General features: G+C 29.9%; 17 protein-coding genes and 2 other annotated features. Of the genes, 16 read left to right on the top strand and 1 reads right to left on the bottom strand.

The window, feature by feature from the left end; translation table 11 throughout:
* The first annotated feature begins 150 nt into the window (after positions 1-150).
* Together CM240_RS10410 and CM240_RS10405 are read left to right on the top strand one after the other, a co-directional pair.
* Positions 151-390 (top strand): hypothetical protein, encoded by a 240-nt coding sequence (locus CM240_RS10410; RefSeq protein ID WP_044038987.1) that lies wholly within the window; start codon positions 151-153, stop codon positions 388-390.
* A gap of 403 nt (positions 391-793) precedes the next feature.
* The gene (locus tag CM240_RS10405; RefSeq protein ID WP_044038986.1) at positions 794-6298 is read left to right on the top strand and encodes a S8 family serine peptidase; all 5505 of its coding nucleotides are present in this window, start codon (positions 794-796) and stop codon (positions 6296-6298) included.
* Between the two features lie 596 nt (positions 6299-6894).
* On the opposite strand, the gene CM240_RS10400 is transcribed toward CM240_RS10405, so the two are convergent.
* Positions 6895-7626 (bottom strand): DUF6873 family GME fold protein, encoded by a 732-nt coding sequence (locus tag CM240_RS10400; protein WP_044038985.1) that lies wholly within the window; start codon positions 7624-7626, stop codon positions 6895-6897.
* A gap of 125 nt (positions 7627-7751) precedes the next feature.
* On the opposite strand from CM240_RS10400, the gene CM240_RS10395 reads away from it, so the two are divergent.
* The 14 genes from CM240_RS10395 to CM240_RS10330 all read left to right on the top strand — a co-directional run bounded on the left by CM240_RS10395 (position 7752) and on the right by CM240_RS10330 (position 23967).
* Positions 7752-8645, top strand: a complete 894-nt coding sequence (locus tag CM240_RS10395; protein ID WP_044038984.1) for a putative sporulation protein YtxC — start codon at positions 7752-7754, stop codon at positions 8643-8645.
* A 22-nt stretch (positions 8646-8667) separates the two neighbouring features.
* Positions 8668-8894, top strand: a binding site (T-box leader).
* Positions 8895-8947: 53 nt separating this feature from the next.
* Positions 8948-10870, top strand: coding sequence for a threonine--tRNA ligase (thrS, locus tag CM240_RS10390; RefSeq protein ID WP_044038983.1), 1923 nt, complete (start codon positions 8948-8950; stop codon positions 10868-10870).
* A 183-nt stretch (positions 10871-11053) separates the two neighbouring features.
* Positions 11054-11575: a translation initiation factor IF-3 gene (infC, locus tag CM240_RS10385; RefSeq protein ID WP_044038982.1), complete on the top strand. Its 522-nt coding sequence runs from the start codon at positions 11054-11056 to the stop codon at positions 11573-11575.
* Between the two features lie 19 nt (positions 11576-11594).
* Entirely contained in the window at positions 11595-11792 is a 198-nt protein-coding gene (gene rpmI, locus CM240_RS10380; protein WP_044038981.1) for a 50S ribosomal protein L35, read from the top strand.
* A 27-nt stretch (positions 11793-11819) separates the two neighbouring features.
* Entirely contained in the window at positions 11820-12176 is a 357-nt protein-coding gene (rplT, locus tag CM240_RS10375) for a 50S ribosomal protein L20 (RefSeq protein WP_044038980.1), read from the top strand.
* A 135-nt stretch (positions 12177-12311) separates the two neighbouring features.
* Positions 12312-13679: a TrkH family potassium uptake protein gene (locus CM240_RS10370; protein ID WP_044038979.1), complete on the top strand. Its 1368-nt coding sequence runs from the start codon at positions 12312-12314 to the stop codon at positions 13677-13679.
* Positions 13680-13687: 8 nt separating this feature from the next.
* Positions 13688-14368: a potassium channel family protein gene (locus CM240_RS10365; RefSeq protein WP_044038978.1), complete on the top strand. Its 681-nt coding sequence runs from the start codon at positions 13688-13690 to the stop codon at positions 14366-14368.
* A 1-nt stretch (position 14369) separates the two neighbouring features.
* Positions 14370-15164 carry a TrmH family RNA methyltransferase gene (locus CM240_RS10360; protein WP_044038977.1) on the top strand — a complete coding sequence of 265 codons (795 nt, stop codon included), beginning with the start codon at positions 14370-14372 and terminating at the stop codon, positions 15162-15164.
* Positions 15165-15206: 42 nt separating this feature from the next.
* Positions 15207-15440: a binding site (T-box leader), on the top strand.
* 106 nt (positions 15441-15546) lie between these two features.
* A complete protein-coding gene (pheS, locus tag CM240_RS10355; protein ID WP_044038976.1) occupies positions 15547-16569 on the top strand; it encodes a phenylalanine--tRNA ligase subunit alpha in 1023 nt (340 codons plus the stop codon).
* A 19-nt stretch (positions 16570-16588) separates the two neighbouring features.
* The gene (gene pheT, locus CM240_RS10350; RefSeq protein WP_044038975.1) at positions 16589-18961 is read left to right on the top strand and encodes a phenylalanine--tRNA ligase subunit beta; all 2373 of its coding nucleotides are present in this window, start codon (positions 16589-16591) and stop codon (positions 18959-18961) included.
* Between the two features lie 378 nt (positions 18962-19339).
* On the top strand, positions 19340-19882 hold the full coding sequence (locus CM240_RS10345) for a biotin transporter BioY (RefSeq protein WP_044038974.1): 543 nt from the start codon (positions 19340-19342) through the stop codon (positions 19880-19882).
* A complete protein-coding gene (locus CM240_RS10340; RefSeq protein ID WP_044038973.1) occupies positions 19869-20264 on the top strand; it encodes a DUF1284 domain-containing protein in 396 nt (131 codons plus the stop codon). The genes CM240_RS10345 and CM240_RS10340 overlap by 14 nt, the downstream gene beginning before the upstream one ends.
* 180 nt (positions 20265-20444) lie before the next feature.
* A complete protein-coding gene (locus tag CM240_RS16925; protein WP_051483804.1) occupies positions 20445-21578 on the top strand; it encodes a cell division protein ZapA in 1134 nt (377 codons plus the stop codon).
* 52 nt (positions 21579-21630) lie between these two features.
* On the top strand, positions 21631-23967 hold the full coding sequence (locus CM240_RS10330; RefSeq protein WP_044038972.1) for a U32 family peptidase: 2337 nt from the start codon (positions 21631-21633) through the stop codon (positions 23965-23967).
* The last annotated feature ends 116 nt before the right edge of the window (positions 23968-24083 follow it).

Here is a 24083-nt window from a genome sequence, read left to right as displayed (position 1 = left end):
ATGCACAAAAATATGATGTATAGTACAGGGATTTTCAACAAATTAAACAAAAAGTATATTTTTTTTACTTACGAAGAAAAAAAAGAATATGATAAAATAATAATGTAATATTTGTAAACTATAAAACATGTAAGAAAAGGATGGTAAATAATGAAAAGGATTAAAGCAGCATGTATTAAGCAAACATTACATTTTATGCTAAAAGAAGACTTAGGGCATGATTATGCAGTGAAAATGGTAGATGAAGAGGTGAAGAAATATAAGTCTCAACTTGATAGAAGCAAGACACAGTATAAAATAATTGCTGAAGAAAGACAGGCTGATGGTTCAGTTATCATTGAGATTATTAAGCAATATAACACATCTCCAGTAGGTGATTATTTAAAATAACAAATTAAAATAATATAAGTCCATATAAATGTAAGTTTAGCAAAATTAATATGCGTGTAATCTATATAGGTTACATGCATATTTTTTTTAAAAAGAATAGATTTTATTCAGTGATAAGTTATCTTTTTAAAGAAAAAGGTAGAAGGTAATTAAAAAAAAAGAATAAAAGTATTCAGAAGTATTTTATCTATGACAGAAAAATGTCTTTTTAATACAAAATTTAAATTGTAACAAAAACTACTTTAATATATTAAGTAAAACTGATAAGAAAAACGTTTAATCTAATAAAAAAGTTTTACAAAAATAATAAAATTAAAAGAATAGTTGTAATATATTTACACTAAGTAAAATAAAAATTAAAATTAGCAACAAATATGAAATAAATCAAAAGGAAGGTGACTTAATGAAAAAATTAAAATCAAAAAAAGCTATATCACTTTTAACTACAATTACGTTGTTTGTCACTATGGTAGTTGGAAGTGATATATATGAAGTAAAAGGGGAGGAAATATCAAAAGATGCTTTAAAGAATCTTATAAGTGAAAAGTCTTTAGAGTATTCTAAGGAAAGTTCTAATTACATAAAAGGAAATGAACTTTTAAAAGAAAATTTATCAGAAAATAAAAGCAGTGAAAATCTTGAGGAAGAGATTAGAGTAATAGTTCAACTTAAAGAATCACCAGCTATAAAAAGTGAAAAGGATAAGTATACATCATCAGTTAAAAAGAAAGAGGATAAATTAATAAAGTCTCAAGAGAATATTATAGATGAAGTTGAAAAAATTACTGGAACAAAGGTAAAAAGAACTTTTGGATATCTAGTTAATGGATTTTCTATAAATACTAAAAGAAAAAATATCGATAAGATTAGATCTATAGAAGGTGTAAAATCTGTATCAGAGGTAAGAGTATCATATCCAGATATGGAGTTTGCAAAGAAAATAACTGATACTGCAAGTGTATGGAATGACTTAGGCTATAAAGGTGAAGGAATGGTAGTGTCTATTATAGATACTGGTATTGATTACACTCATAAGGACTTAAAAATTACAGATGAAAGTAAAGTAAAATTAGATAAGGATGAAATAAAAAAAGATGTAGAGGATCTTTCATATGGAAAGTACTTTACAAGCAAGGTTCCATATGGATATAACTATGCTGATGACAATGAAAATATAATTGATGATGGAAGTCAACATGGTATGCATGTAGCTGGTATAGTAGCAGCTAATGGATTAGAAGAAGAATGTAGTACTCTAGAAGCTGTTAGAGGTGTAGCACCAGAAGCTCAATTATTAGCAATGAAGGTATTCTCTAACAATACTAATGTTTCTGGGGCTTATGATGATGACATAATTAAGGCTATAGAAGATTCCGTTAAGTTAGGCGCCGATGTTATAAATATGAGTCTTGGCTCAGATTCAGGCTTTAGTAATCCTGATGATCCTCAACAAGTTGCTATAAAGAATGCTACTGATGCAGGAACAATTTGTGTAATATCAGCAGGAAATTCACAAACTTGTACAACAACTAGTGGATGGAATCAACCTGAGAATATATTAGGATTAAAAGATACTGCTACTATAGGGGCTCCATCAACAGCAGAATATTCTTTATCTGTAGCTTCTATGGAGAATACAACTTTAACAGAAAAGAACTTGAACTTTGAAACTGAAAAAGGAGAAAAGGGAGAATGTGCTTTTTCTTTAGTGTCAGGTAGCGATTTATCATCTTTAAAGGAATACCACGGTATTGTAGATTGTGGCTTAGGAGATATAAGTGATTTTGAAGGTAAAGATGTAGAGGGGAAAATAGCATTAATAAAGAGAGGTAATATTACATTCAATGAGAAATATGTTAATGCTGTAGCAAATAAGGCAGCAGCAGTTATTATATATAACCATGAAGCTGGCGGAGATGAGCTTATTTCGATGTCTATAACTTCAGAGATAACTATACCAGTATTTTCTGTAGGATGTACATCAGGAAAAACTTTAATAGAGAAAACTACCAATGGCGCTGATAAAATTAAGTTTGATGGGACAAGCATTTCTACAGCTGAAAATAATGATGAATATGATATGTCACAATACTCATCATGGGGTGCAACACCAAGTCTAGAGTTTAAGCCAGAAATAACAGCACCAGGTGGAGATATATATTCTTTAGCTAATGAAAATTCATACCAAACTATGAGTGGTACCTCTATGTCATCTCCTTTTGTAGCAGGTTCTGAGGCTCTTATAATTCAAGGGATTAAAGAAAAGAATTGGAATGTAAAAGAGAAAGACCTTGTATTACTTGCTAAAAATTCTGCAATGAATACAGCGACAGAGCTTATAGATAAGTATGATGAAAGTGGAAAAATACCATATTCACCAAGAAGACAAGGTGCAGGGCTTATAAATCCTAAGAATGCTATAAATAATAATGTTATTATAACTGGAGAAGATGGAAAAGCTTCATTAGCATTAAAAGAAGTTGATAATAGCAGTAAATTCTCATTAACATTAAAAAATTATGGTGATGAAGATGTAACTTATAATTTATCAGAAGAAAAAGTATATAGTGAAGTAACTGATGACAATGGCAATGTTCACGAAATTATTTTAGATGATTCAGTAGTTACTTTTGATAAGGAATCAGTAACAGTAAAGGCAAATAGTACAGCTAAAGTAACAGGAACATTAAAAATATCAAAAGATGCTGATAAAGATAATTTTGTAGAAGGATATATACATTTCACTTCTAGTGATGAAAATGTGCCATCACTTTCAGTACCATTTATGGGATTCTACGGTGATTGGTCTGCAGAGTCAATAGTAGATGCCCCAGATTATACAGATACTACAGATAGCCTTTTAGGTACAACAGGACTTGGAGGAATAACTTCAGAAGGATTCATTTACTATGGAACTACTATAGAAAATGGATATATGCGTTTAGATGAAGAAAAAACTGCATTCTCACCAAACGGTGATGACTCTAAAGATACTGTAACACCATATTTATATATGCTAAGAAATTCAAAAGAAAGAAAAGTAGAAGTAGTCGATGAAAATAATAATGTTATTAGAGATCTATCAAAAGATCCTTATGTAAGAAAAAATACTATTGAAGATTATATATCAGGTATCTCAGGAACATTAGTTTACAGTGCGACTTGGGATGGAACAGTGTATAACAAGTCAACAGGAAAATATGAAAAAGTTAAAGATGGTAAATATTATATAAGAGTTACAAATTCAGTAGAATTAGAAAATGCTAAGGAGCAAACTTTAGATATGCCTATTAAAGTTGATACTGTAGCTCCAACAGTTAAAATCCAAGGAATAGAACAATATAAGGACAGTGAAGGTAATAATCATTATAGACTTAGCTGGACAGAAGAAGATAAAAATGGTTCAGGGGTTATGCCTATAGCTGTAGTAATAGCAGGAGATAAAACTACTTCAATTAATGAAAGTGATATAACAAAAGTTAATGGACAATGTTATGCAGACATAGATATCACAGAAGGTGAAGTAAATGATGTATCAATGGCTATTATCGATAATGCAGGAAATATAGGTATAGATAGTGGAAAGTTTAAAGCTGGAGAGCTTAAGACAATTGCATTATCAAGTTTAAAAGAAGATACAACAATAGTAGGACAAGACTCTTTAACTGATGGTAAGTTTGTAGTAAAAGGAACTGCATCAGATAATGTGGCAAAAATTCTTATTAATGAAGAAAAAGTTTCAGTAAAAGATAATTATTTTAGTTACCCAGTTTCAGTTAATGAAGGAGAAAATTCTATAAAGGTTTATGCAGAAGATAAAAATGGTGATGTTATTTTAGATAAAACTTATAAAGTTATTTTAGATACAAAGTCACCAGTAATAACTACTACACCTGAAGTAGGAAGCGATACACCTTATTACACTACAGATAAAGAAAAACTAAGCCTTAAAGTGAAAATATCTGATGATACTAATATTAAAGCAATGATATCTAATTCAGAAGAATCAAAATTATTAAATTTAGATAAAAATGGCGAAGCGGATATAGACTTAGATTTGACTAATGGAATGAATGTATTTAACATAGTGGCAGTAGATGCAGGTAATAACTCTACAGTTAAAGAAATAGTTATTGTAAAAACTGGAGATGAGTCTAAGTTAAAAGTAGAAGTTGATAATCTAGACTCAGTTTCTATTCTTAATGGTGACTATACAGAAAATGATGTTTATACAATAGAAGGACATGTTAATAAGAAGGCAAAAGAATTTAAAATCAATGGACAAGATGTAAAAATAAATGACGATTTAACTTTCAATTATGATGTAACTTTCAATCAAGGAACTAACAGAATTAAATTCTATGCTGTAGATGATGATGATACTGTAGTTATGAATTATGCATATAGAGTTTTATATGATTCAAAAGCACCTAATGTAACTTTGGATTTACCATTAGCAAAAGAAGATGACAATATTTATACAAATAATAAAGATTTTAATGTAAGTGGTAAAGTAAATGATAATTTATATGGATATTCTTTATCTATAAATGGAGACACAATTGTAACTATAGATAAATTCCCATTACAAGATTCATCATTATTAGAAAAAGAGTTTTCAAAGGTTATTAGCTTAGAGGAAGGTAAAAACTCTATTATTATAGAAGCTGTGGATCAATTTAGTAATAAAGTTTCTGATACAATATCAGTAGTACTTGATACAGTGGCCCCAGAAAAACCATCTATCAATGTTAAAGAAAATAAGAAATCATCAAGTGTAACAATAGATACTAATGAAAAACAAGTAGAAAAGATAGAATATAGTTTTGATGGTGTAAATTACTACGAATATAATGGAGAATTCTCAGTAGAAAAAACTAGCGACATATATGCTAGAGTTACAGATTATGCAGGTAATGTCAGTGAAGTGTCAAAAACACATGTGGACATTGATACAACAGCACCAGTAGTTACAGTAGCTGGAGTTTGCGATGGAGAAATATATTATTCATCAGTACAACCTAAGGTTAATGTAGATGATAAAGATGCAGAACTTCATGTTACATTAAACGGAAAAGAATATAAAGGCGAAAAAATAGATGTAGCTGGTAACTATACATTAGAAGCATATGCTGTAGATAATGCTGATAATAAATCAGAAGTAGCAAAAGTTCAGTTTACATTAGTTCAAAAATCAACAGAATCAAAAGATGGAGACAAAACTATTGTTAACGGAAATGGTGTAAAACAACCTGAACCATATGTTATATTTAACGCTAGTTCTGGAGAAAATCTAGAAGCTAATTTATATACTGCTGTTTTAACTGATAATAATGAAGGTATATTTATAGATTCTAACGATACTAGAATAACTATTCCAAAGAAAATACTACAAGACAATGACGCAGAAGAATTAATCTTTAAACAAAAGATTTATGAAGATAAAGATCTTTTAGCTAATATAAAATCTATAGGAAAAATCTTTGACTTATCTTTAGTATCAAAAGACGGAAAAACTATCACTGATTTTGGAGATAGTAAAGTAAAAGTGTCAATAACACTTACAGAAGATCAATTAAAGAATTTAAATACAAACAAACTAGCAGCTTATTATTATAATGAAAATAAAAATACTTGGGAGAAAATTGATGGTGGAATATTTAATAATGGATCATCAAGATTCGAATTTGAAACAAATCATTTTACTAAATTCACAATACTAGATGAAAGCAAAGATGAAGATAAGCTTGTTAACACAAATAATAGTAATAAAGGTACAACTTCTAGTAAGACTATTATAGGCAAAATTTTAACTAAAACAGGAACTGCAGCATCAAAAGAAGTTATGTTGACATTATCAACAATACTAGCAACAGTAGGAATAGTTTTAATGAGAAAAAATAAATAGAAAATAAGAAAAGGGGGAGCTGTTGCACGAATAGTGTGGCAGCTTTTTAAATCAGTGCACAGTTGTCAGTTCACAGTGATGGAGGAAATTCCTGCGGAATTTCTTAAATTATAAGTATTGAGTTGAATGTTATAAGTTAGACTATATTTCTTATTTAGATTATAGTTGATATACAAGTCATTACAGAAGGCTCATGAAAGTTGCACTTTCATGAAGCTATGGTTACAAATTATATTTTATATTAAACATGAAAATACTTTTGTTAATGTGACAGTCATTATTTCAATTATTTACTAGATTCTTGATGACGTGGAGTTGTTTTTATTTTCAATATGCATCTGTTGCAGTTAAGTGGTGGTAATGGTTATTTATTTTCTATTTTATCTATAAATATACATTTACCACTACTTATCTTGAACAGTTTATTATGTTGATTCAATATATATAAGAACTAATTGATATAGCTTGTCGCCACCACTTAAGTAGAACAGGTGCTAATATCAATTTTAAGTATATAGATATATCAATAAAGGCTTGTCACCACTACTTAATTAGAACAGATACATATATGAGAAAAAACATATAACACACCTCTATTAATGATTGTCATCACAGTGGTGAATTGACTCGGTATCAATAACTAAAATACTACCTCTATCAACAAGCTTTCCATTACTTAAATAAACTGGTTTAACATTATGTTTTTTTAAGAAATCTATAACATCATTACCGTATTTATACTTTTCTAAATTTCCATAGAAGCACATGGTTTTATCATCTATAAGTCCACAAGTACCACCAATGAAACCATAATCTAACCCAGGAAGAAGAATATCCCCCGGAGGTAACAACAAAACGTCCATTCCTAATTTTTTCATAGAATCTGCGATGATAGTGTCAGAAGTCATTATAGCTTTATTAGAAACTACAGCAGTAGAACATTTTGTATATCCTTGAGGTACATTAACAATTTGCTTATTACCTATTAATGTTAATAACTTTTCATCAGTGTATTTAGCATTGTGGATAAAAAATTCAGAGGTAGAAACACAATTTAAGATTATATTATTAGGATATTTGTATCCTATTGATTTTTTTGATAATAGTACATTTAAATTGAGAGATTTTAAATATTGTAGAAAAGTTTTATCAATATCTTTATGAAGTATTACTTTGTCATCACATATATGAATAAGGATATCAGGATGACCAGATACAGCTTCATAAGTGAGATTTGTTTTAGGAACTTTAATTACTTTAATAGTAAACTGTTGCAAATTTTCCATTTCTTCCATTTCAATTCGTTCGTCAACAAATGCTACTTTCATATTATATCTCCTTTTAAAATCCTAAAATTTAATGAATATATAATTAGTATAAGATACATACTAACTTTGATAAAGCTATAATTTTATAAAGATTATAGTGAAATTTGCTATAAGGTGGGAGATATATGTTGCTATTAACATTATCATGTAGGGAAAATAAAGAGAAAATTTTCAGGAGAATGGTAGATGTAAAAGATAAAACTTACAATAGTAGTGGAGTAAATATAGGAATATATGAGCATATTTATGATGGGGAAGATTATTTATCATTATATTGCAATGATGAATATGTTGATGAAAAGTTTATGAATAAGATTTATTATGAAATCGGGGAATGTATTTACGATATAATGTCTCAGGAGTATTGTAAAAATAAAATAAGTAAATACTTAAATAAAAATTATTCTTATGTTGATAAAGAAGAAAACGATATCATATCAAAGAAGACTTTAGAGATATTATTGAAAAAAGAATATAAAGAAGGAGAAAATGGTAGAGTACTATTTTTAAATAGAAAAAATATAGCAATAAAGAATATAGTAAATATTTTAAGAGAAAATAAAGAAGTTAGTTTAGAAGGAATATTAACATTTAGAATAAATGAATTTGCAAATATAATAGAACCTATAGTAGATAAAGTATTTGAAATTCATGCTATCGAGAAGGAATATGATGAATTTATAGGATTGTTAAAACATTTTATAAAAGGTGTAGATAGCAAAGTATATATGATAAATATAGAAATTGATGAAAATGGTAAGTATAAGGTTCTAGATGAAAATGGCATTGATTTGTTATGTGAAGTTGAAGGTAGCGTAATGGCAGATCTTTTAGTCGGTGTATGTAATATAGAAGATGTAATTTTATCAGTACTAATAAGTAATGTACCTAAAAGAGTTATGATTACTGGAGAAGAAAATTCAAAGAATAAAGAATTTATAAGGACGATAAAGACAGTATTTGAAGGTAGAGTAATTTCTTTAGGAGAAATCAAAGTAAATATTGACAGCTTAAATTGATAGCATTATAATAGCGATATAATAAAAAACTATGATAAGGAAGAGTAAGTAAAAAACTGTTTATAAGAGATGAAAGTCCAATTAGGCTGCAAGACTTTCTTAAATAAGATTTGCTGAAAACCACCTTTGAGTTGCATGGGAAATAACCATTGCCGTTGGCTGCGTTAAGGCTTTCGAGTGAATAGTATTAAAAGTATTATATTTTAGTACTATTAATTTGGGTGGAATCGCGATATCCTCGTCCCATATAGGGGCGAGTTTTTTATTTTTTGTAGTTTAAAATAGAAATAGGAGGAAAGATAATGGAAAACATTAAAATTACTTTAAAAGATGGCAGTGTTAAAGAAGCACCAAAAGGAAGCACTGTTTTAGAAGTAGCTAAATTAATTTCAATGGGATTAGCTAAAAAAGCATTAGGAGCAACAGTAAATGGCGAAGAGGCAGAACTTATGACAGTATTAAATGATGACTGCACTCTTGAAATCTTAACTTTTGATGATGAAGGTGGACGTCACACATTAAGACATACTGCTTCTCATATATTAGCACAAGCAGTAAAGAGATTATATCCAGATGTAAAACTTGCTATAGGGCCATCAATAGACACAGGATTCTATTATGATTTTGATGCAGATTTTCCAATAACTCCAGAAGTTCTAGTTAAAATAGAAAAGGAAATGGAAAAGATAATAAAAGAAGACTTAAAGCTTGAAAAATTCACACTTCCAAGAGAAGAAGCTATAAAATATATGGAAGAAAAAAATGAGCCATACAAAGTAGAACTTATAAAGGATCTTCCAGAAGGAGAAACAATTTCTTTCTATACTCAAGGAGAATTTACTGATCTTTGTGCAGGACCTCACGTGCCAAGTACTAAAAATGTAAAGGCTATAAAGCTTTTATCAACAGCTGGTGCTTATTGGAGAGGAAATGAAAAAAATAAGATGCTTCAAAGAATTTACGGAACTGCATTCTTAAAGAAATCAGAAGTAGAAGCATATATAAATATGCTTGAAGAAGCAAAGAAAAGAGACCATAGAAAATTAGGAAAAGAATTAGAATTATTTGCTTTATTAGAAGAAGGTCCAGGATTCCCATTCTTCTTACCAAAAGGTATGGTAGTTAGAAATGAACTTGAAAACTATTGGAGAGAAGTTCACTCAAAAGCTGGATACCAAGAAATAAAAACTCCAATAATATTAAACGAAGAGTTATGGCATAGAAGTGGTCACTGGGATCATTATAAAGAAAATATGTACTTCACAACTATAGATGAAGGTGCATATGCTATTAAGCCAATGAACTGTCCAGGATCATTACTTGCTTATAAAACTGCATTACATTCATATAAAGAACTTCCACTTAGATTTGGTGAACTAGGATTAGTTCATAGACATGAATTATCAGGAGCATTACATGGTTTAATGAGAGTTAGATGCTTTACTCAAGATGATGCTCATATATTTATGACAAGAGATCAAATAAAAGATGAAATATTAAATGTAATTAAGCTTATTGATTCATTCTATAAAGTTTTTGGTTTTGAATATTTTGTAGAGTTATCTACTAGACCAGAAGATTCTATGGGATCAGATGAAGATTGGGAAGCAGCTACAAATGGATTAAGAGATGCATTAGAAGAAAGAGGATTAGCATACAAAGTTAATGAAGGTGATGGTGCATTCTACGGACCTAAGATTGACTTCCATTTAAGAGATTGTATCGGAAGAACATGGCAATGTGGAACTATTCAATTAGATTTCCAATTACCAGAAAGATTTGATATAAGCTACATTGGACCAGATGGAGAAAAACATAGACCAGTAATGATCCATAGAGTTGTATTTGGTTCTATTGAAAGATTTATAGGAATATTAATAGAACAGTATGCAGGAGCATTCCCAACATGGCTTGCACCAGTACAAGTAAGAATAATGAATATAACAGACTCTTCAGCAGAATATGTTAAATCATTAGAAGAAAAATTAAAAGATGCAAATATAAGAGTTGAAACTGATTTAAGAAATGAAAAAATAGGTTATAAAATCAGAGAAGCACAACTTCAAAAGGTTCCTTATATGATAGTAATTGGTGAAAAGGAAATGAATGAAGGTAAGATTGCTGTTAGAAGCAGAATTGATGGAGATCTAGGTGTTATGGATTTAGAAGACTTCATAGGAAAAATTAAAGAAGAAATTAATACAAAGAAAAATAATTTAAAATAAAAGTTGACAACAAGGTACAAATGATATATAATCTATCTTGTTTGAAGTAGAAACGAGGCCGTTTCTCACCTTATGATACTGTCAATAAGGTAATCTGGATGTATTTAAAAGTGTTAACTTTGGTATATTAAGAGGGAACGGCTATTAGTCGTTCCCTTTGTTTTTAATTATTACCGGAGGTGAATTAATATTAAAAATAAATATGCAATTAATGAAGAAATCAAGGCAAAAGAATTAAGAGTTGTTGACGCAAATGGTGAGGCATTAGGTATCATAACCTTAAACGAAGCGCTAAAAAAGGCGGAAGAGGAAGAGTTAGATTTAGTACTTATAGCTCCAAATGGAAATCCACCAGTTGCTAGAGTAATGGACTACAACAAGTTCTTATATGAGCAATCAAGAAAAGAAAAGCTAGCTAAGAAAAATCAAAAGACTTTTGATATTAAAGAAGTTAGACTTAGCGCAACAATTGAAGAACATGATATAACTATCAAAGCAAAGAGAGCTGAAAAGTTCTTAAATGCTGGTGATAAAGTAAAAGTTACCATAAGATTTAGAGGTAGAGAAGCAGACTATGCTTTCAAAGGCAATAAGGTCCTAGACCTATTTGTTTCTAAAATCAACGAAGAAGTTTTTATCGTTGAAAAGAAGGCCAAATTAGAAGGAAGAAACATGACAATGGTTCTAGCTCCTAAGAAGGCATAATTGAGAGGAGGAAGTCAACATGCCAAAAATGAAGACGCACAGAGGTGCAGCAAAGAGATTTAGAAAAACAGGAACAGGAAAGTTAAAGAGAGCAAAGGCTTTCAAGAGCCATATCTTAACTAAAAAGAGCGCTAAGAGAAAGAGAAATCTTAGAAAAGCTGGATATGTTTCAGTTGCACAAGAAAAAGTAATGAAGAAGTTATTACCATACTTATAATAGGTAGTTAAGAAGGAGGTTTACTAAATGGCTAGAGTTAAGAGAGCTATGAACGCTCGTAAAAAGCATAAAAAAGTATTAAAACTTGCTAAAGGTTACTACGGTGGTAAGAGCAAGTTATATAGAACAGCTAATGAAACAGTTATCAGAGCATTAAGAAATGCTTACGTTGGAAGAAAGTTAAAGAAGAGAGATTTCAGAAAACTATGGATAGCTAGAATTAATGCAGCTGCAAGAATGAATGATATGTCATATTCAAAATTCATGAATGGATTAAAGAAAGCTGGTATCGAAATTAACAGAAAGATGTTATCAGAAATCGCTATCCACGATCCAAAAGCATTTGCTGAATTAGTAGAAACTGCTAAGAAGAGCTTAGCTTAATATATCAAGCCCACGAAAGTGGGTTTTTTTATTATATATACACTACCATATTTTGAAAGATATACATATGCAACTATATTAATAAAATAGGGAACTATAATATATTGGGAAGTGTTTGTGTTAGGAGTTGGACATATGTCAAAGCATATCTTAGGTCGTATAAAAATAAAACCAGTTCAGGTGTTAGCATTAGGTTTTATGGCAGTTTTACTTATTGGAGCGGGAATACTTATGCTACCGATATCAACAGCTACTGGAGAAAAAACATCTTTTATAGATGCGTTGTTTACATCAACTTCAGCAGTATGTGTTACAGGACTTGTAACAGTTGATACAGCTAGTCATTGGAGTTACTTCGGAAAAACAGTAATTATATTTTTAATACAGATAGGTGGATTAGGATTTATGTCCTTTGCAACTTTATTTGCATTAATATTAGGAAAAAGGGTTTCTCTTAAAGAAAGATTAATACTTCAAGAAGCAGTAAACGCTACATATATATCAGGGATTGTTAAGTTAGTAAAATACATATTATCCTTCACATTTGCAATAGAAGGAATAGGTGCAGCAATATTGGCCACACAGTTTATTCCTGAACATGGATTATTAAAAGGAATATATTTTTCTATATTCCATGCCATTTCAGCTTTTTGTAATGCAGGGTTTGATTTAATTGGCGATTCTCTATTTCCATATCAAAACAATGCAGTGGTAATATTGACTATATCCGCATTAATTATAATAGGTGGTATTGGATTTGCAGTATTATTAGATTTATTTAATGCTAGTCAGTCTACAAGGTTATATACTCATACGAAGTTTGTATTAGTTCTTACAGCAATATTATTAGTTACAGGTACAGTTTTTATTTTTATAATGGAATATAATAATCCAGAAACAATAGGTAACATGGGCTTTGGAGGAAAACTATTAAATTCTTTCTTTGCTTCAGTTTCATCTAGAACAGCAGGATTTTATTCAATACCGTTAGAATATTTAACAACGGGGTCGATTTTTTTATACTTCATTTTGATGTTTATTGGTGGGTCACCAGGATCTACTGCCGGGGGAGTAAAAACTACGACTATAGGACTTATATGTCTTACAGTTGTATCTGGACTTAGAGGTAAAGAAGATACTGAATTATTTAAAAGAAGGATATCTAAGGATGTTATCTATAAAGCATTTTCTATACTGTTTTTATCATTAATGATAGTAGTTGCAATAACTATGTTATTAAGTAATACGGAAGCAGATACATTGGTAAATGGTGAATTAGTTCCACTAGAAGGAATAATTTTTGAAGCAATATCAGCTTTTGGAACTGTAGGGGTAACATTAGGTATAACACCGTATCTTTCATTTGTTGGAAAATTATTAATAATTTTAACTATGTATATTGGTAGAGTAGGACCTATCACCCTTGTTATGGCAATAACAAGACAGAAAAAGAAAAATGCAGGTAATATAAAATATCCAGAAGCTAAGATATTAATAGGGTAGGTGTAAATATGAGAAAAAAGGTTAAAGAAAAACAATATATTGTTATAGGTATGGGTAGATTTGGAACATCTGTAGCTTTAACATTGGCAGAGTTAGGGCGTGAAGTTTTAGCTATAGATAAAGATGTAGATAGAATACAAGATATATCAGATAAAGTTACACATGCCGTTACATTAGATTCTACTGATGAAAATGATCTAAAAGCTGTAGGAATAGGAAATTTTGATGTTGCTATTGTAGCTATTGGTAAGGATATTCAAGCATCTATTATGACTACATTATTGTTAAAGGAACTAGGGGTAAAATATATTGCTGTAAAAGCTAATAATGATTTACAAGAAAAAGTTCTTATAAAAATTGGTGCTGATAAGGTAATATCTCCTGAAAAAGAAATGGGAATTAGAGTAGCTAATAATTTAGTATCATCTAACATATTAGATTATATAGAAGTATCACCAGATTATTCTTTAACAGAATTTCTTGTTCCGAAGAGTTGGGTAAACAAAACAATAAAAGAATTAAACTTAAGAGTAGAGTATGGAATAAATGTAATGGCAATAAAAAGAGATGGTGTAATAGAAGTAAGTCCATCTCCAGATTTAGCGTTACTATCAGGAGATATAATTGTAGCTATTGGTAGTAATGATATTGAAGAATTAAGAGATTTTGTAGCAACAGAAGAGGAATAATATGAACGTTATTACTAGTAAAGATAATAATATAATAAAAGAAATAAAAAAATTAAAGGATAGAAAAACAAGATCTGCAAAAGGTGAATTTTTAGTAGAAGGTTTTAGGTTTGTAGAGGAAGCTCTAAAATCTGATTTTGAAATAAAAACTCTTATAATAGAAGAATCCGTAGAAGACAAATTATCTAATTATAATATTGATAAATATTTAGATAAAGTGGAAACAATCTATGTTACAAAATCTATTATGAAGATATTGGCTTCCACAGAAACACCGCAAGGAATATTGGCAGTGGTAAAAAATAAAGATATAAAATTAAAAGATAATGAAGGGTTTTATATCTTTTGTGACAAAGTTCAAGATCCCGGAAATCTAGGGACTATAATAAGAACTGCCCATGCCAGTGGTGCTTTAGGGGTAATTTTAAGAAAAGGAACCGTAGACTTATATAATGATAAAACATTAAGAAGTACAATGGGTTCAGTTTTTAATGTTCCTGTAGTTTATGATAATGATGATTTAGATATAATTATGTCATTAAAAAATAAAGGATTTAAGGTAGTTTCTTCATCATTAGACACAGATTATAATTTTTATGATATAGACTTAACAGGAAAATGTATTATAGTAGTAGGTAATGAGGGAAACGGTATTTCCTCGGAAATATTTGCGATTTCAGATGAAAAATTTAAAATTCCTATGCCAGGCGGAGCAGAGTCACTGAATGTTGGTATTGCAACATCAGTAATAGCTTTTGAGGCAGTAAGACAAAGAAATTTTAAAATAAAATGTTGAAATTTATAACAGTTATATATATAATAGAAAAAGAATTTAAAATAATAAGCTATGAAAAAGAAAGTAGATTTAAGGAATAAAGTAGGGAGAAAAAGCCAAAGACTGAAAGCTTTTTTATTAGGAATTAAATCGAAGTTCACTTTGGAGCTCTCTAGGGGAAGTTATAGTAGTCTAGAGCGGTATTATAAAAGCCGATATTTTTTAATGAAGTGGATAAGGGTATGGATTATGCTCTTATCAACTAGGGTGGTAACGCGGATATACTCCGTCCCTTTTTATAGGGACGGAGTTTTTATTTTCCCTAAATATAAAAAGTCTCAAATAACAACAATAATAACTGTGCACTGAAAGCTGTGCTCTTAAAAGAAGGAGGATATTTAATATGCAAGAAAAATTAAAGCTTATTGAAACAACTGCAATAGATGAGTTAAATAAAGCTGTTACTAAAGAAGATATTGAAGCTGTTAGAGTTAAGTATCTTGGTAAAAAAGGTGAAGTAACATTAATTCTTAGAGGAATGGGTGGATTATCACCAGAGGAAAGACCTATAGTTGGTAAGTTAGTAAATGACGTTAGAGGAAATCTTGAAGGAAGAATAGAAAACGCATTAACTGATATTAAGAAGAAGGAAAAAGAAGAAAGATTAAAAAATGAAGTAATTGATATTTCTATGCCAGGGGATAAGAGTCCACTTGGAGGAAAGAATCCATTAACAATTACAATGGAAGAAATTCAAGATATCTTCTTATCAATGGGATTCTCAATAGAAGAAGGGCCAGAGGTAGAGCTTGATTACTATAACTTCGAGGCATTAAATATTCCAAAGAATCACCCAGCTAGAGGAGAACAAGATACATTCTATATTAATGATAATGTTGTTCTTAGAACACAAACATCTCCTGTACAAATAAGAGTAATGGAAAATCAAAAACCTCCAATAAAGATGATATCTCCAGGTAAGGTTTATCGTTCAGATGCAGTAGATGCTACACATTCACCAATATTCTACCAAGTAGAAGGATTAGTTATCGATAAGGGAATAACTTTTGCAGACCTTAAAGGAATGCTTGAAACTTTTGTTAAGAAGATGTTTGGAGATAAGATGGTAACAAAGTTCAGACCACATCATTTCCCATTCACTGAACCATCTGCTGAAATGGATGCAACTTGTTTCGTTTGTGGTGGAGAAGGTTGTAAGGTATGTAAAGGTGAAGGATTCATCGAAATATTAGGATGTGGTATGGTTCATCCTAAAGTATTAGAAAACTGTGGAATAGATCCAAATGAATATAGCGGATTTGCTTTTGGATTTGGTCTTGATAGAATGGTAATGCAAAAGTTCGGAATAGATGATATCAGATTATTATATGAAGCTGATATGAGATTCTTAAAACAATTCAAATAATAGGTAGGAGGTATAAGGAATGTTAGTACCAATAGATTGGCTTAAAGATTATGTTGAGATAAAAGAAGATGCAAAAGATTTAGGTGATGCTTTAACTTTATCAGGATCAAAGGTAGAAAAAGTTGAAGTGTATGGTGAAGAAATACAAAATGTTGTAACAGGTAAAATTGTTAAAATAACAAAGCATCCAGAAGCAGATAAGCTTTCTATCTGCCAAGTTGATATTGGAGCAGAAGAACCAATACAAATTGTTACAGCAGCTACAAATATGAAGGAACAAGATGTAGTGCCAGTTGCACTTCATGGATCAACACTTCATGGTGGATTAAAGATTAAAAAAGGTAAACTAAGAGGAGAAGTTTCTAACGGAATGTTCTGTTCTTTAGAAGAATTAGGATTAGCTGAAGAAGGAACTTGTCATGGACTACACATCATGGATACTAATACTCCATTAGGTGTAGACATTAAAGAAGCAGTAGACTTTGGTGGTGGTGTAATCGAGTTTGAAATTACATCAAATAGACAAGATTGCTTCAGTGTATATGGAATAGCTAGAGAAGTAGCTGCAACTTATGGAAGAGAACTTAAGGGATTAAATACTTCATATAAAACTAGTGGTGGTAATGTTAATGATATCGTAAAAGCAGAAATTAAAGATAGCTTATGTAGAAGATATATGGCTAGAGCTATTAAGAATGTTAAAATAGGACCATCACCATCATGGATGCAAAATAGATTAAATGAAGCTGGTATTAGACCAATAAACAATATCGTTGATATTACAAACTACGTAATGGTAGAATTAGGTCAACCAATGCATGCTTACGATAGAAGAGATATTGCAGAAGGCACTATTATTGTAGAAAGAGCTAAGGATAATGAAAAGTTCACTACATTAGATGAAGTGGAAAGAACATTAACATCAGAAATGCTTACAATAAGAGATGGAAAAGGTACTATCGGTCTTGCTGGAATCATGGGTGGATTAAACTCAGAAGTTAAAGAGGATACTACTGAAATTATCTTCGAAGCTGCAAATTTCGAAGGTGTTAATATAAGATTAACATCAAAGGAATTAAATCTTAGAACAGATGCTTCTGGTAAATTTGAAAAAGATCTTGATCCAAACTTACCTGCATTAGCATTAGATAGAGCTTGTGCATTAGTTGAAGAACTTGGCTGTGGAGAAATTGTTAATGGTACTATCGATATCTACAATGAGAAGAAAGAAGAAGGTCACTTAACAGTTTCAATAAGTTGGATTAATAAATTCTTAGGAACTGAAATTCATGGAATCGAGATGAAGAGAATTTTAGAATCATTAGGAATGGCAACTGAAATTAATGGAGACAATTTAGAAATAACAACTCCAACATTTAGAAGTGATATGAATATAAGAGAAGATGTAGCAGAGGAAGTTGTAAGAATTTATGGTTACAATAAAGTTGAAGCTACAATGCCTTCAATTCATGCAACTAAGAGTGGTAAGAGTGAAAAAATGCAATTAAATGATGAATTAGCAAAGGTATTAATAGGTTCAGGATTATATGAATCAATTGCATATTCATTTGTTAGTCCAAAGGTATTTGATAAAATATTATTACCAGCGGATTCAGAGCTACGTAATGTTGTAGAAATCAAAAATCCATTAGGTGAAGATTACTCAATAATGAGAACAACAACAATCCCATCAATGATGGAATCACTTGCTAGAAACTACTCAAGAAATAATAAGGAATGTAGATTATTCGAAAACGGAAAAATCTATATTAAAGAAGAAGGTAAAGAATTACCAAACGAAATAAATATATTAACAATAGGTTTATATGGTGGAGTAGACTACCTAAACTTAAAGGGTGTAGTTGAAAATATACTAGATCACTTCAAAGTTAAGAGTGCTAAATTTGAAAGAGAATCTGAAAATCCATCATTCCACCCAGGAAAAACTGCTAAGGTTGTAATTGGAAGAGAAGTTATTGCAACTGTAGGTGAAGTTCATCCTGATGTTGCTGAAAATTACGGAATTGACGAAAGAGCATTTATTGCAGTAATTAATTTAGATAAATTATATAGCTTCATTAAGAAAAACAATAAATATACTCCACTTCCAAAGTTCCCATCAGTAACAAGAGATTTAGCTGTATTAATAGATGACGAAGTATTAGTAGCTGATATTGAAGAAGTTATCAAAAAACAAGGTGGAAACTTAGTAGAAGAATACAGCTTATTTGATGTATACAAGGGAGCTCAAGTTCCAGAAGGAAAGAAATCTGTAGCTTATTCAATAGTATACAGAGATCCTAATAAGACATTAAAAGACAGTGATGTAAATAAAGTTCATGACAAGATTGTTAGGACATTAGAGCACAAGCTAGGTGCAACATTAAGATAATAAAAAAGCCGCAAAGGTAGATATACCTTTGTGGCTTTCTTTTATATAGTGCATATCTCATGATGGACGAGCACTAGAAGTGGTATTATATGTTGTTAATCTGGATATATGAATCTGTTCTAAGTAAGTAGTGTTTTGGATATATATGTTTTAGAGTTAATATTGATATCTGTTCTAATTAAGTAGTGGTAAATGCCTATATGTGTATTAAATAGTAAATGGATAATCATTACCACTACTTAACTGCAACAGATATTCCTATAATAAAAAACATATAAAGTGTAATCATACATTGTCAACTGTAATGAAAATTGAGTTGACAATACAAATGCATTTGGTATAATAAAATAAAAAATACAAAAAAAGGAGGGGTATTTAATGAAGATTAAGGATATTACATTAATAGCGTTGTTTACAGCATTAATTTCTGTATGTGCGCAAATCACTATACCTATACAACCAGTTCCAATTACCGGTGCAATTATAGGAATTTTTATAACAGGGGCTGTATTAGAAAAGAAGCAAGGACTTATAGTTGGAATAGTTTATCTTTTATTGGGAGCAGTTGGAATACCTGTGTTTACTGGATTTGGTGCTGGAATATCATCAATAATAGGACCTACAGGAGGATATCTTATTACATATCCTATAATGATATATTTAATAGCTTGGTGTATTGAGAAATTTAAAAAAGAGAATATCGTATTTTTATCAATATATATGATATTCTCTTTAGTACCTTGCTATTTAGTAGGAACAATATGGCTTGCAATTTCATGTAAATTAGGTATTTATGAAGCAATACTTTCTGGAGTTGCACCGTTTGTAATTTTTGATGTTATGAAGGGGATTCTTGGAGCTGTTGTAGCAGTAGCCATTAATAGGGCATTAGTGAAAGGGCATATATATGAAAGAAATTAAGTTAAGATATCATCATATTATGTGTATTCATACTTATTCTGGGCATGGTTATGATGAAAAATTTGCTGAAAATATTGAAAAAATTATTAAGATTTTCAAAGAGGAACCGAATATTAATATTAGATTTATAGATAATTGTGATGATGTATGCAAATCGTGTCCTAATAGAAATGGAGAATATTGTTTAGGTGAGGATTCTATTAGGGAAAAAGATAATAGAGTAAAAAAGTATTTTGAGTTGGATAGAAAATCTATAGATACATATAAGGATTTAGTGGGAGAGATAAAGCCCACATTCAGTGAATTACAGGATATTTCAGAAGTTTGTGGACGATGCGATTTTAAAAAACTTTGCAATAAAGTATTACCTAAAAATATTTAAAGTGGAGTATATTGGATATTATTACTAAATTTTTAATTAATATCTAATATACTTCTTTGTTTTTACTTATATTGTAAAAATATTTATAAAAATATTTATAAGTTAGGTCTAGATAATTGTGGTTTAGCTATATAATATGATAGAATATAAGCATAAACAATACTTAAGAGGTGTTTTGAGATGAATAAGGTAGTTGTAAAAGTAAATGGGGTAGAATATACATTAAAAGGTGAAGAAAAAGAAGAATATTTACAAAGTGTAGCTGCATATGTGGACAAGAAAGTACAGATGATCTTAGACAAAAATTCTAAACTTTCATCTACCGATGCATCTGTATTAGCTTCTATGAATATAGCTGATGAATTATTTAAATGGGACAAGTACATAGCGGAGTTAGAGGATAAGAACTCTATTTTAAAATCTTCACAAAAAAGCTATAATGATAAGATAAATGAGTTACAATCAAAAATAAATGAATTAGAAGAAAATGCTAAAAAAGCAGCTTCAGAAGATACTGAAGAAATAAAAAAAGAATTAGATGATTTAAGAAATAATTACATAGAATTAGATAAAAAATATGCTACACTAAAAGAAAAATATAATGGCGTAAAAAATTACAATAATAAAGTAAAAGAAGAAAAAACAAATGTAATAAAAGAAAAAGAAGCAAAAATTAAGGAATTAGAAGTAGCAAATAAGGAAATAGTAGAATTAAAGAAAGTAAATACAGAATTAGAATCTTCACAAAAAGATTTTGAAAAAATAAGAAACAGATCTTCAGAGATAGAAAATGAATTAAAAACTTGTATGGGGCAATTAGAAGATACAAAGAGCAAGTTAGAGGAAACAACTAGACAGCTTGAAGCAGCTGATAGAAAAGTTCAATATTCAAACCAAACTGTTGAAGATACAAGTAAAAACCTAAGAGAATGTAATAAGAAGCTTAATGAAACTAAGGAAAAGCTAAGAGAAGCAGAGGTTAAGATAGAGAACGATACTAAGATGATAAATAATTTAAATATGAAAATTTCTAGAATGGAAAAGGATTCAAAACAAGAACCTTCAGATCAAGCTAATGCATTAAGAGAAGCAGTAGAAAAGGAAGCAGCTAATGTAAAGGCTCAGTTTGAAATCTTAGAAGAAGAAAGTAAAAAGCTAAAAGGTGAAAATGAAAAATTACTTTCTAGAAATAAAGAATTGAAATTTTCATTACAATCTGCAAAATATAAAGTTATGGATCTAGAAAAAAAATTTTTAGATTCTCAAATAACTATTGCAACTTTGAAGAAAAATAGCAATAAGATGTTTAAATAATAAAAAGAAACGTAGCAATTTATTGCTACGTTTTTAAATAGGAGAAAGAAAGATGGAAAAGATAGAATTATTAGCACCAGCAGGAAGTTTAGAAAGTCTTTATGCAGCAGTTAACAGTGGATGTGATGCTGTTTATTTAGGAGGAAGTAAATTTTCAGCTAGAGCGTATGCTTCAAATTTTGGAGAAGAAGAGATGAAAGAGGCAGTTTTATATTGCCATTTGAATAGTGTAAAAATATATGTAACAATAAATACTTTAATTAAAGATAAAGAAGTGAGAGAAGCTATAGAATATGTTAATTTTCTTCAATCTATAGGTGTTGATGGTGTTATAGTACAAGATTTAGGATTAGCTTATTTAATAAGAAAAAACTTTAAAGATATCGAATTACATGGATCAACACAAATATCAATCCATAATGGAGAAGGGGCCAAAGCATTAAATGACTTGGGATTTAAGAGAATAGTTCTTGCAAGAGAATGTACCTTAAAGGAGATAGAGTACATATCTAAGGATCTTGGCATAGAAACTGAAATATTTGTTCATGGCGCTTTATGTGTATCATATTCAGGACAATGCCTTATGAGTTCAATGATTGGAGGCCGCTCTGGTAATAGAGGGAAATGTGCTCAAAGCTGCAGACAGAATTATAAGCTTATAAACGAAAAAACTGGTGAGGAGACAGAAGGATATTTATTGTCACCAAAAGATCTAGCTTTTATTGAAAATATAGGTGAAATTATTGAAAGTGGTACTGCATCTTTAAAAATAGAAGGTAGAATGAAAAGACCAGAGTATGTTGCTGGTGTAGTATCTATGTATAGAAAAGCTATTGATGCTTACTATGCAGGTGAGCCTTTTGATTATGATACTGCTATGAAGAATTTAGCTAAACTTTTCAATAGAGAAGGTTTCTCTAAGGGATATTTATTTAAAAATACAGGATCAGATATGATGAGTTTTAAGTTCCCTCGTAATACTGGTGTTGTAATAGGAGAAGCAGTAAGTAGTAATGAAGTATTACTAAAAGAGAATATAGTAATTGGTGATGGAATACGTTTTGGTGAAGAAGGTTTCACTATTTCATCTATAAGTGTAAAAGGTAAGTCAGTAGAAGAAGCATATATGGGAGATGTGGCTAAATTAAAAGAAGGTAAATTTAAAGAAGGTGAAAAAATTTACAAAACTTCAGATGTTAAGCTATTAAAATCTTATGAAAATACTTTCAAGACGCAATACTTAAAAAAGAACCCATTAGATATAGAAGTTTATTTTAAAATTGGCGATAAAATGAAGCTAACTACTTCATTTAAGGGCAAAGTTTTTGAAGTTTATGGTGAAGAAGTGCAAACACCATTAAAAAGACCGCTATTCAAAGAAAATATAGAAGAAAATTTAAAGAAAACAGGAAATACTCCATTTGAAGTGAATTCTATAACTTTTTCAGAATATGAAGAAGGTTTTATGGCAATATCAGCATTAAATAATTTAAGAAGAACATTAATAGAAAAAATAATAAATTGGGTTAAGATAGATAGAGGATTAGTAGAAAAGTTAGACTTAAATAGAGAAACTAAAAATATTAAAGAATTACCATCATTATTAGTAATAGTTCAAAATCTTAAGCAACTTAAAGGTGCCTACGAAGGTGGTGCGAGAGATATTGCTATTAATCCTTTTATGAGAGGAACAAATATTGACTTTTCTCAAATTCCAGAAGACTTAAATTTATATTTAAGACTTCCTACTATAATAAAGGAAGAATACAGAATGGTATCAGCATATATTGAGCAAAATATTGATAAAATTAAAGGATTAATAACATCAAACTTTGGAATTACTAGTGAGTTTCATAACAGGACATCTATAATTTTTGACTATAAGGGTAATTTGTTTAATAAATATTCTATAGACTTTTTAGAATCTATGGTTGATGGTGTAACATTATCATTAGAATTAAATAAAAGTGAATTAAAAGATGTATCAAAAGGCACACCATTAACACCATACGTGTATATATATGGTAAAGTTGAAAGTATGATCTCGGAATATTGTCCAATTGGAGCTACTTTCGGTGGAAAATGTGAAGTTAAAGGATGTAATATAGCCTGTGAAAAAGGTGATTTTGTTCTAAGAGATAGATTGAAAGAAGACTTTAGAGTTAAAACAGATAAGTTCTGTAGAAGTCATATATACAACAGTCATCCATTGAATTTAATTGATAATATTAAAGAGCTTAAAGGAATTAATATTTCTAATTTCAGAGTAGACTTTGTTGATGAAGATGAAGATAGAGTTCATCATATAGTAGAGGCAATATTATCAGGAGATAATATTGAAGGTGAAGGAAAGTTTACAAAAGGACAGTACAAAAGAGGGGTTGAGTAGTATTAGTGCACAATATTAGTGCACTGTGGGGGCTTGTCGCCACTACTTAACTAGAACAGGTGTTAATATGACAATTAGACATATATAGATGCAGTGGAGGCTTGTCACCACTACTT

The sequence above is a fragment of the Clostridium bornimense genome (assembly GCF_000577895.1).
In the GTDB taxonomy this organism is placed as follows: Bacteria; Bacillota; Clostridia; order Clostridiales; family Clostridiaceae; genus Clostridium_AN; species Clostridium_AN bornimense.
Note: the sequence above shows the minus strand (reverse complement) of the source record. Positions and strands in the feature narration are given on the sequence as shown.

What these genes read in the sequence shown, in the direction of transcription:
- CM240_RS10395 (WP_044038984.1), top strand. Translation starts at nt 7,752, where the DNA reads ATGTTGCTATTAACATTATCATGTAGGGAAAATAAAGAGAAAATTTTC.
- rplT (WP_044038980.1), top strand. Translation starts at nt 11,820, where the DNA reads ATGGCTAGAGTTAAGAGAGCTATGAACGCTCGTAAAAAGCATAAAAAA.
- CM240_RS10370 (WP_044038979.1), top strand. Translation starts at nt 12,312, where the DNA reads ATGTCAAAGCATATCTTAGGTCGTATAAAAATAAAACCAGTTCAGGTG.
- pheS (WP_044038976.1), top strand. Translation starts at nt 15,547, where the DNA reads ATGCAAGAAAAATTAAAGCTTATTGAAACAACTGCAATAGATGAGTTA.
- CM240_RS10340 (WP_044038973.1), top strand. Translation starts at nt 19,869, where the DNA reads ATGAAAGAAATTAAGTTAAGATATCATCATATTATGTGTATTCATACT.
- rpmI (WP_044038981.1), top strand. Translation starts at nt 11,595, where the DNA reads ATGCCAAAAATGAAGACGCACAGAGGTGCAGCAAAGAGATTTAGAAAA.
- thrS (WP_044038983.1), top strand. Translation starts at nt 8,948, where the DNA reads ATGGAAAACATTAAAATTACTTTAAAAGATGGCAGTGTTAAAGAAGCA.
- CM240_RS10360 (WP_044038977.1), top strand. Translation starts at nt 14,370, where the DNA reads ATGAACGTTATTACTAGTAAAGATAATAATATAATAAAAGAAATAAAA.
- CM240_RS10400 (WP_044038985.1), bottom strand. Translation starts at nt 7,626, where the DNA reads ATGAAAGTAGCATTTGTTGACGAACGAATTGAAATGGAAGAAATGGAA.
- CM240_RS10365 (WP_044038978.1), top strand. Translation starts at nt 13,688, where the DNA reads ATGAGAAAAAAGGTTAAAGAAAAACAATATATTGTTATAGGTATGGGT.
- CM240_RS10405 (WP_044038986.1), top strand. Translation starts at nt 794, where the DNA reads ATGAAAAAATTAAAATCAAAAAAAGCTATATCACTTTTAACTACAATT.
- CM240_RS10330 (WP_044038972.1), top strand. Translation starts at nt 21,631, where the DNA reads ATGGAAAAGATAGAATTATTAGCACCAGCAGGAAGTTTAGAAAGTCTT.
- CM240_RS10345 (WP_044038974.1), top strand. Translation starts at nt 19,340, where the DNA reads ATGAAGATTAAGGATATTACATTAATAGCGTTGTTTACAGCATTAATT.
- CM240_RS10410 (WP_044038987.1), top strand. Translation starts at nt 151, where the DNA reads ATGAAAAGGATTAAAGCAGCATGTATTAAGCAAACATTACATTTTATG.
- pheT (WP_044038975.1), top strand. Translation starts at nt 16,589, where the DNA reads ATGTTAGTACCAATAGATTGGCTTAAAGATTATGTTGAGATAAAAGAA.
- CM240_RS16925 (WP_051483804.1), top strand. Translation starts at nt 20,445, where the DNA reads ATGAATAAGGTAGTTGTAAAAGTAAATGGGGTAGAATATACATTAAAA.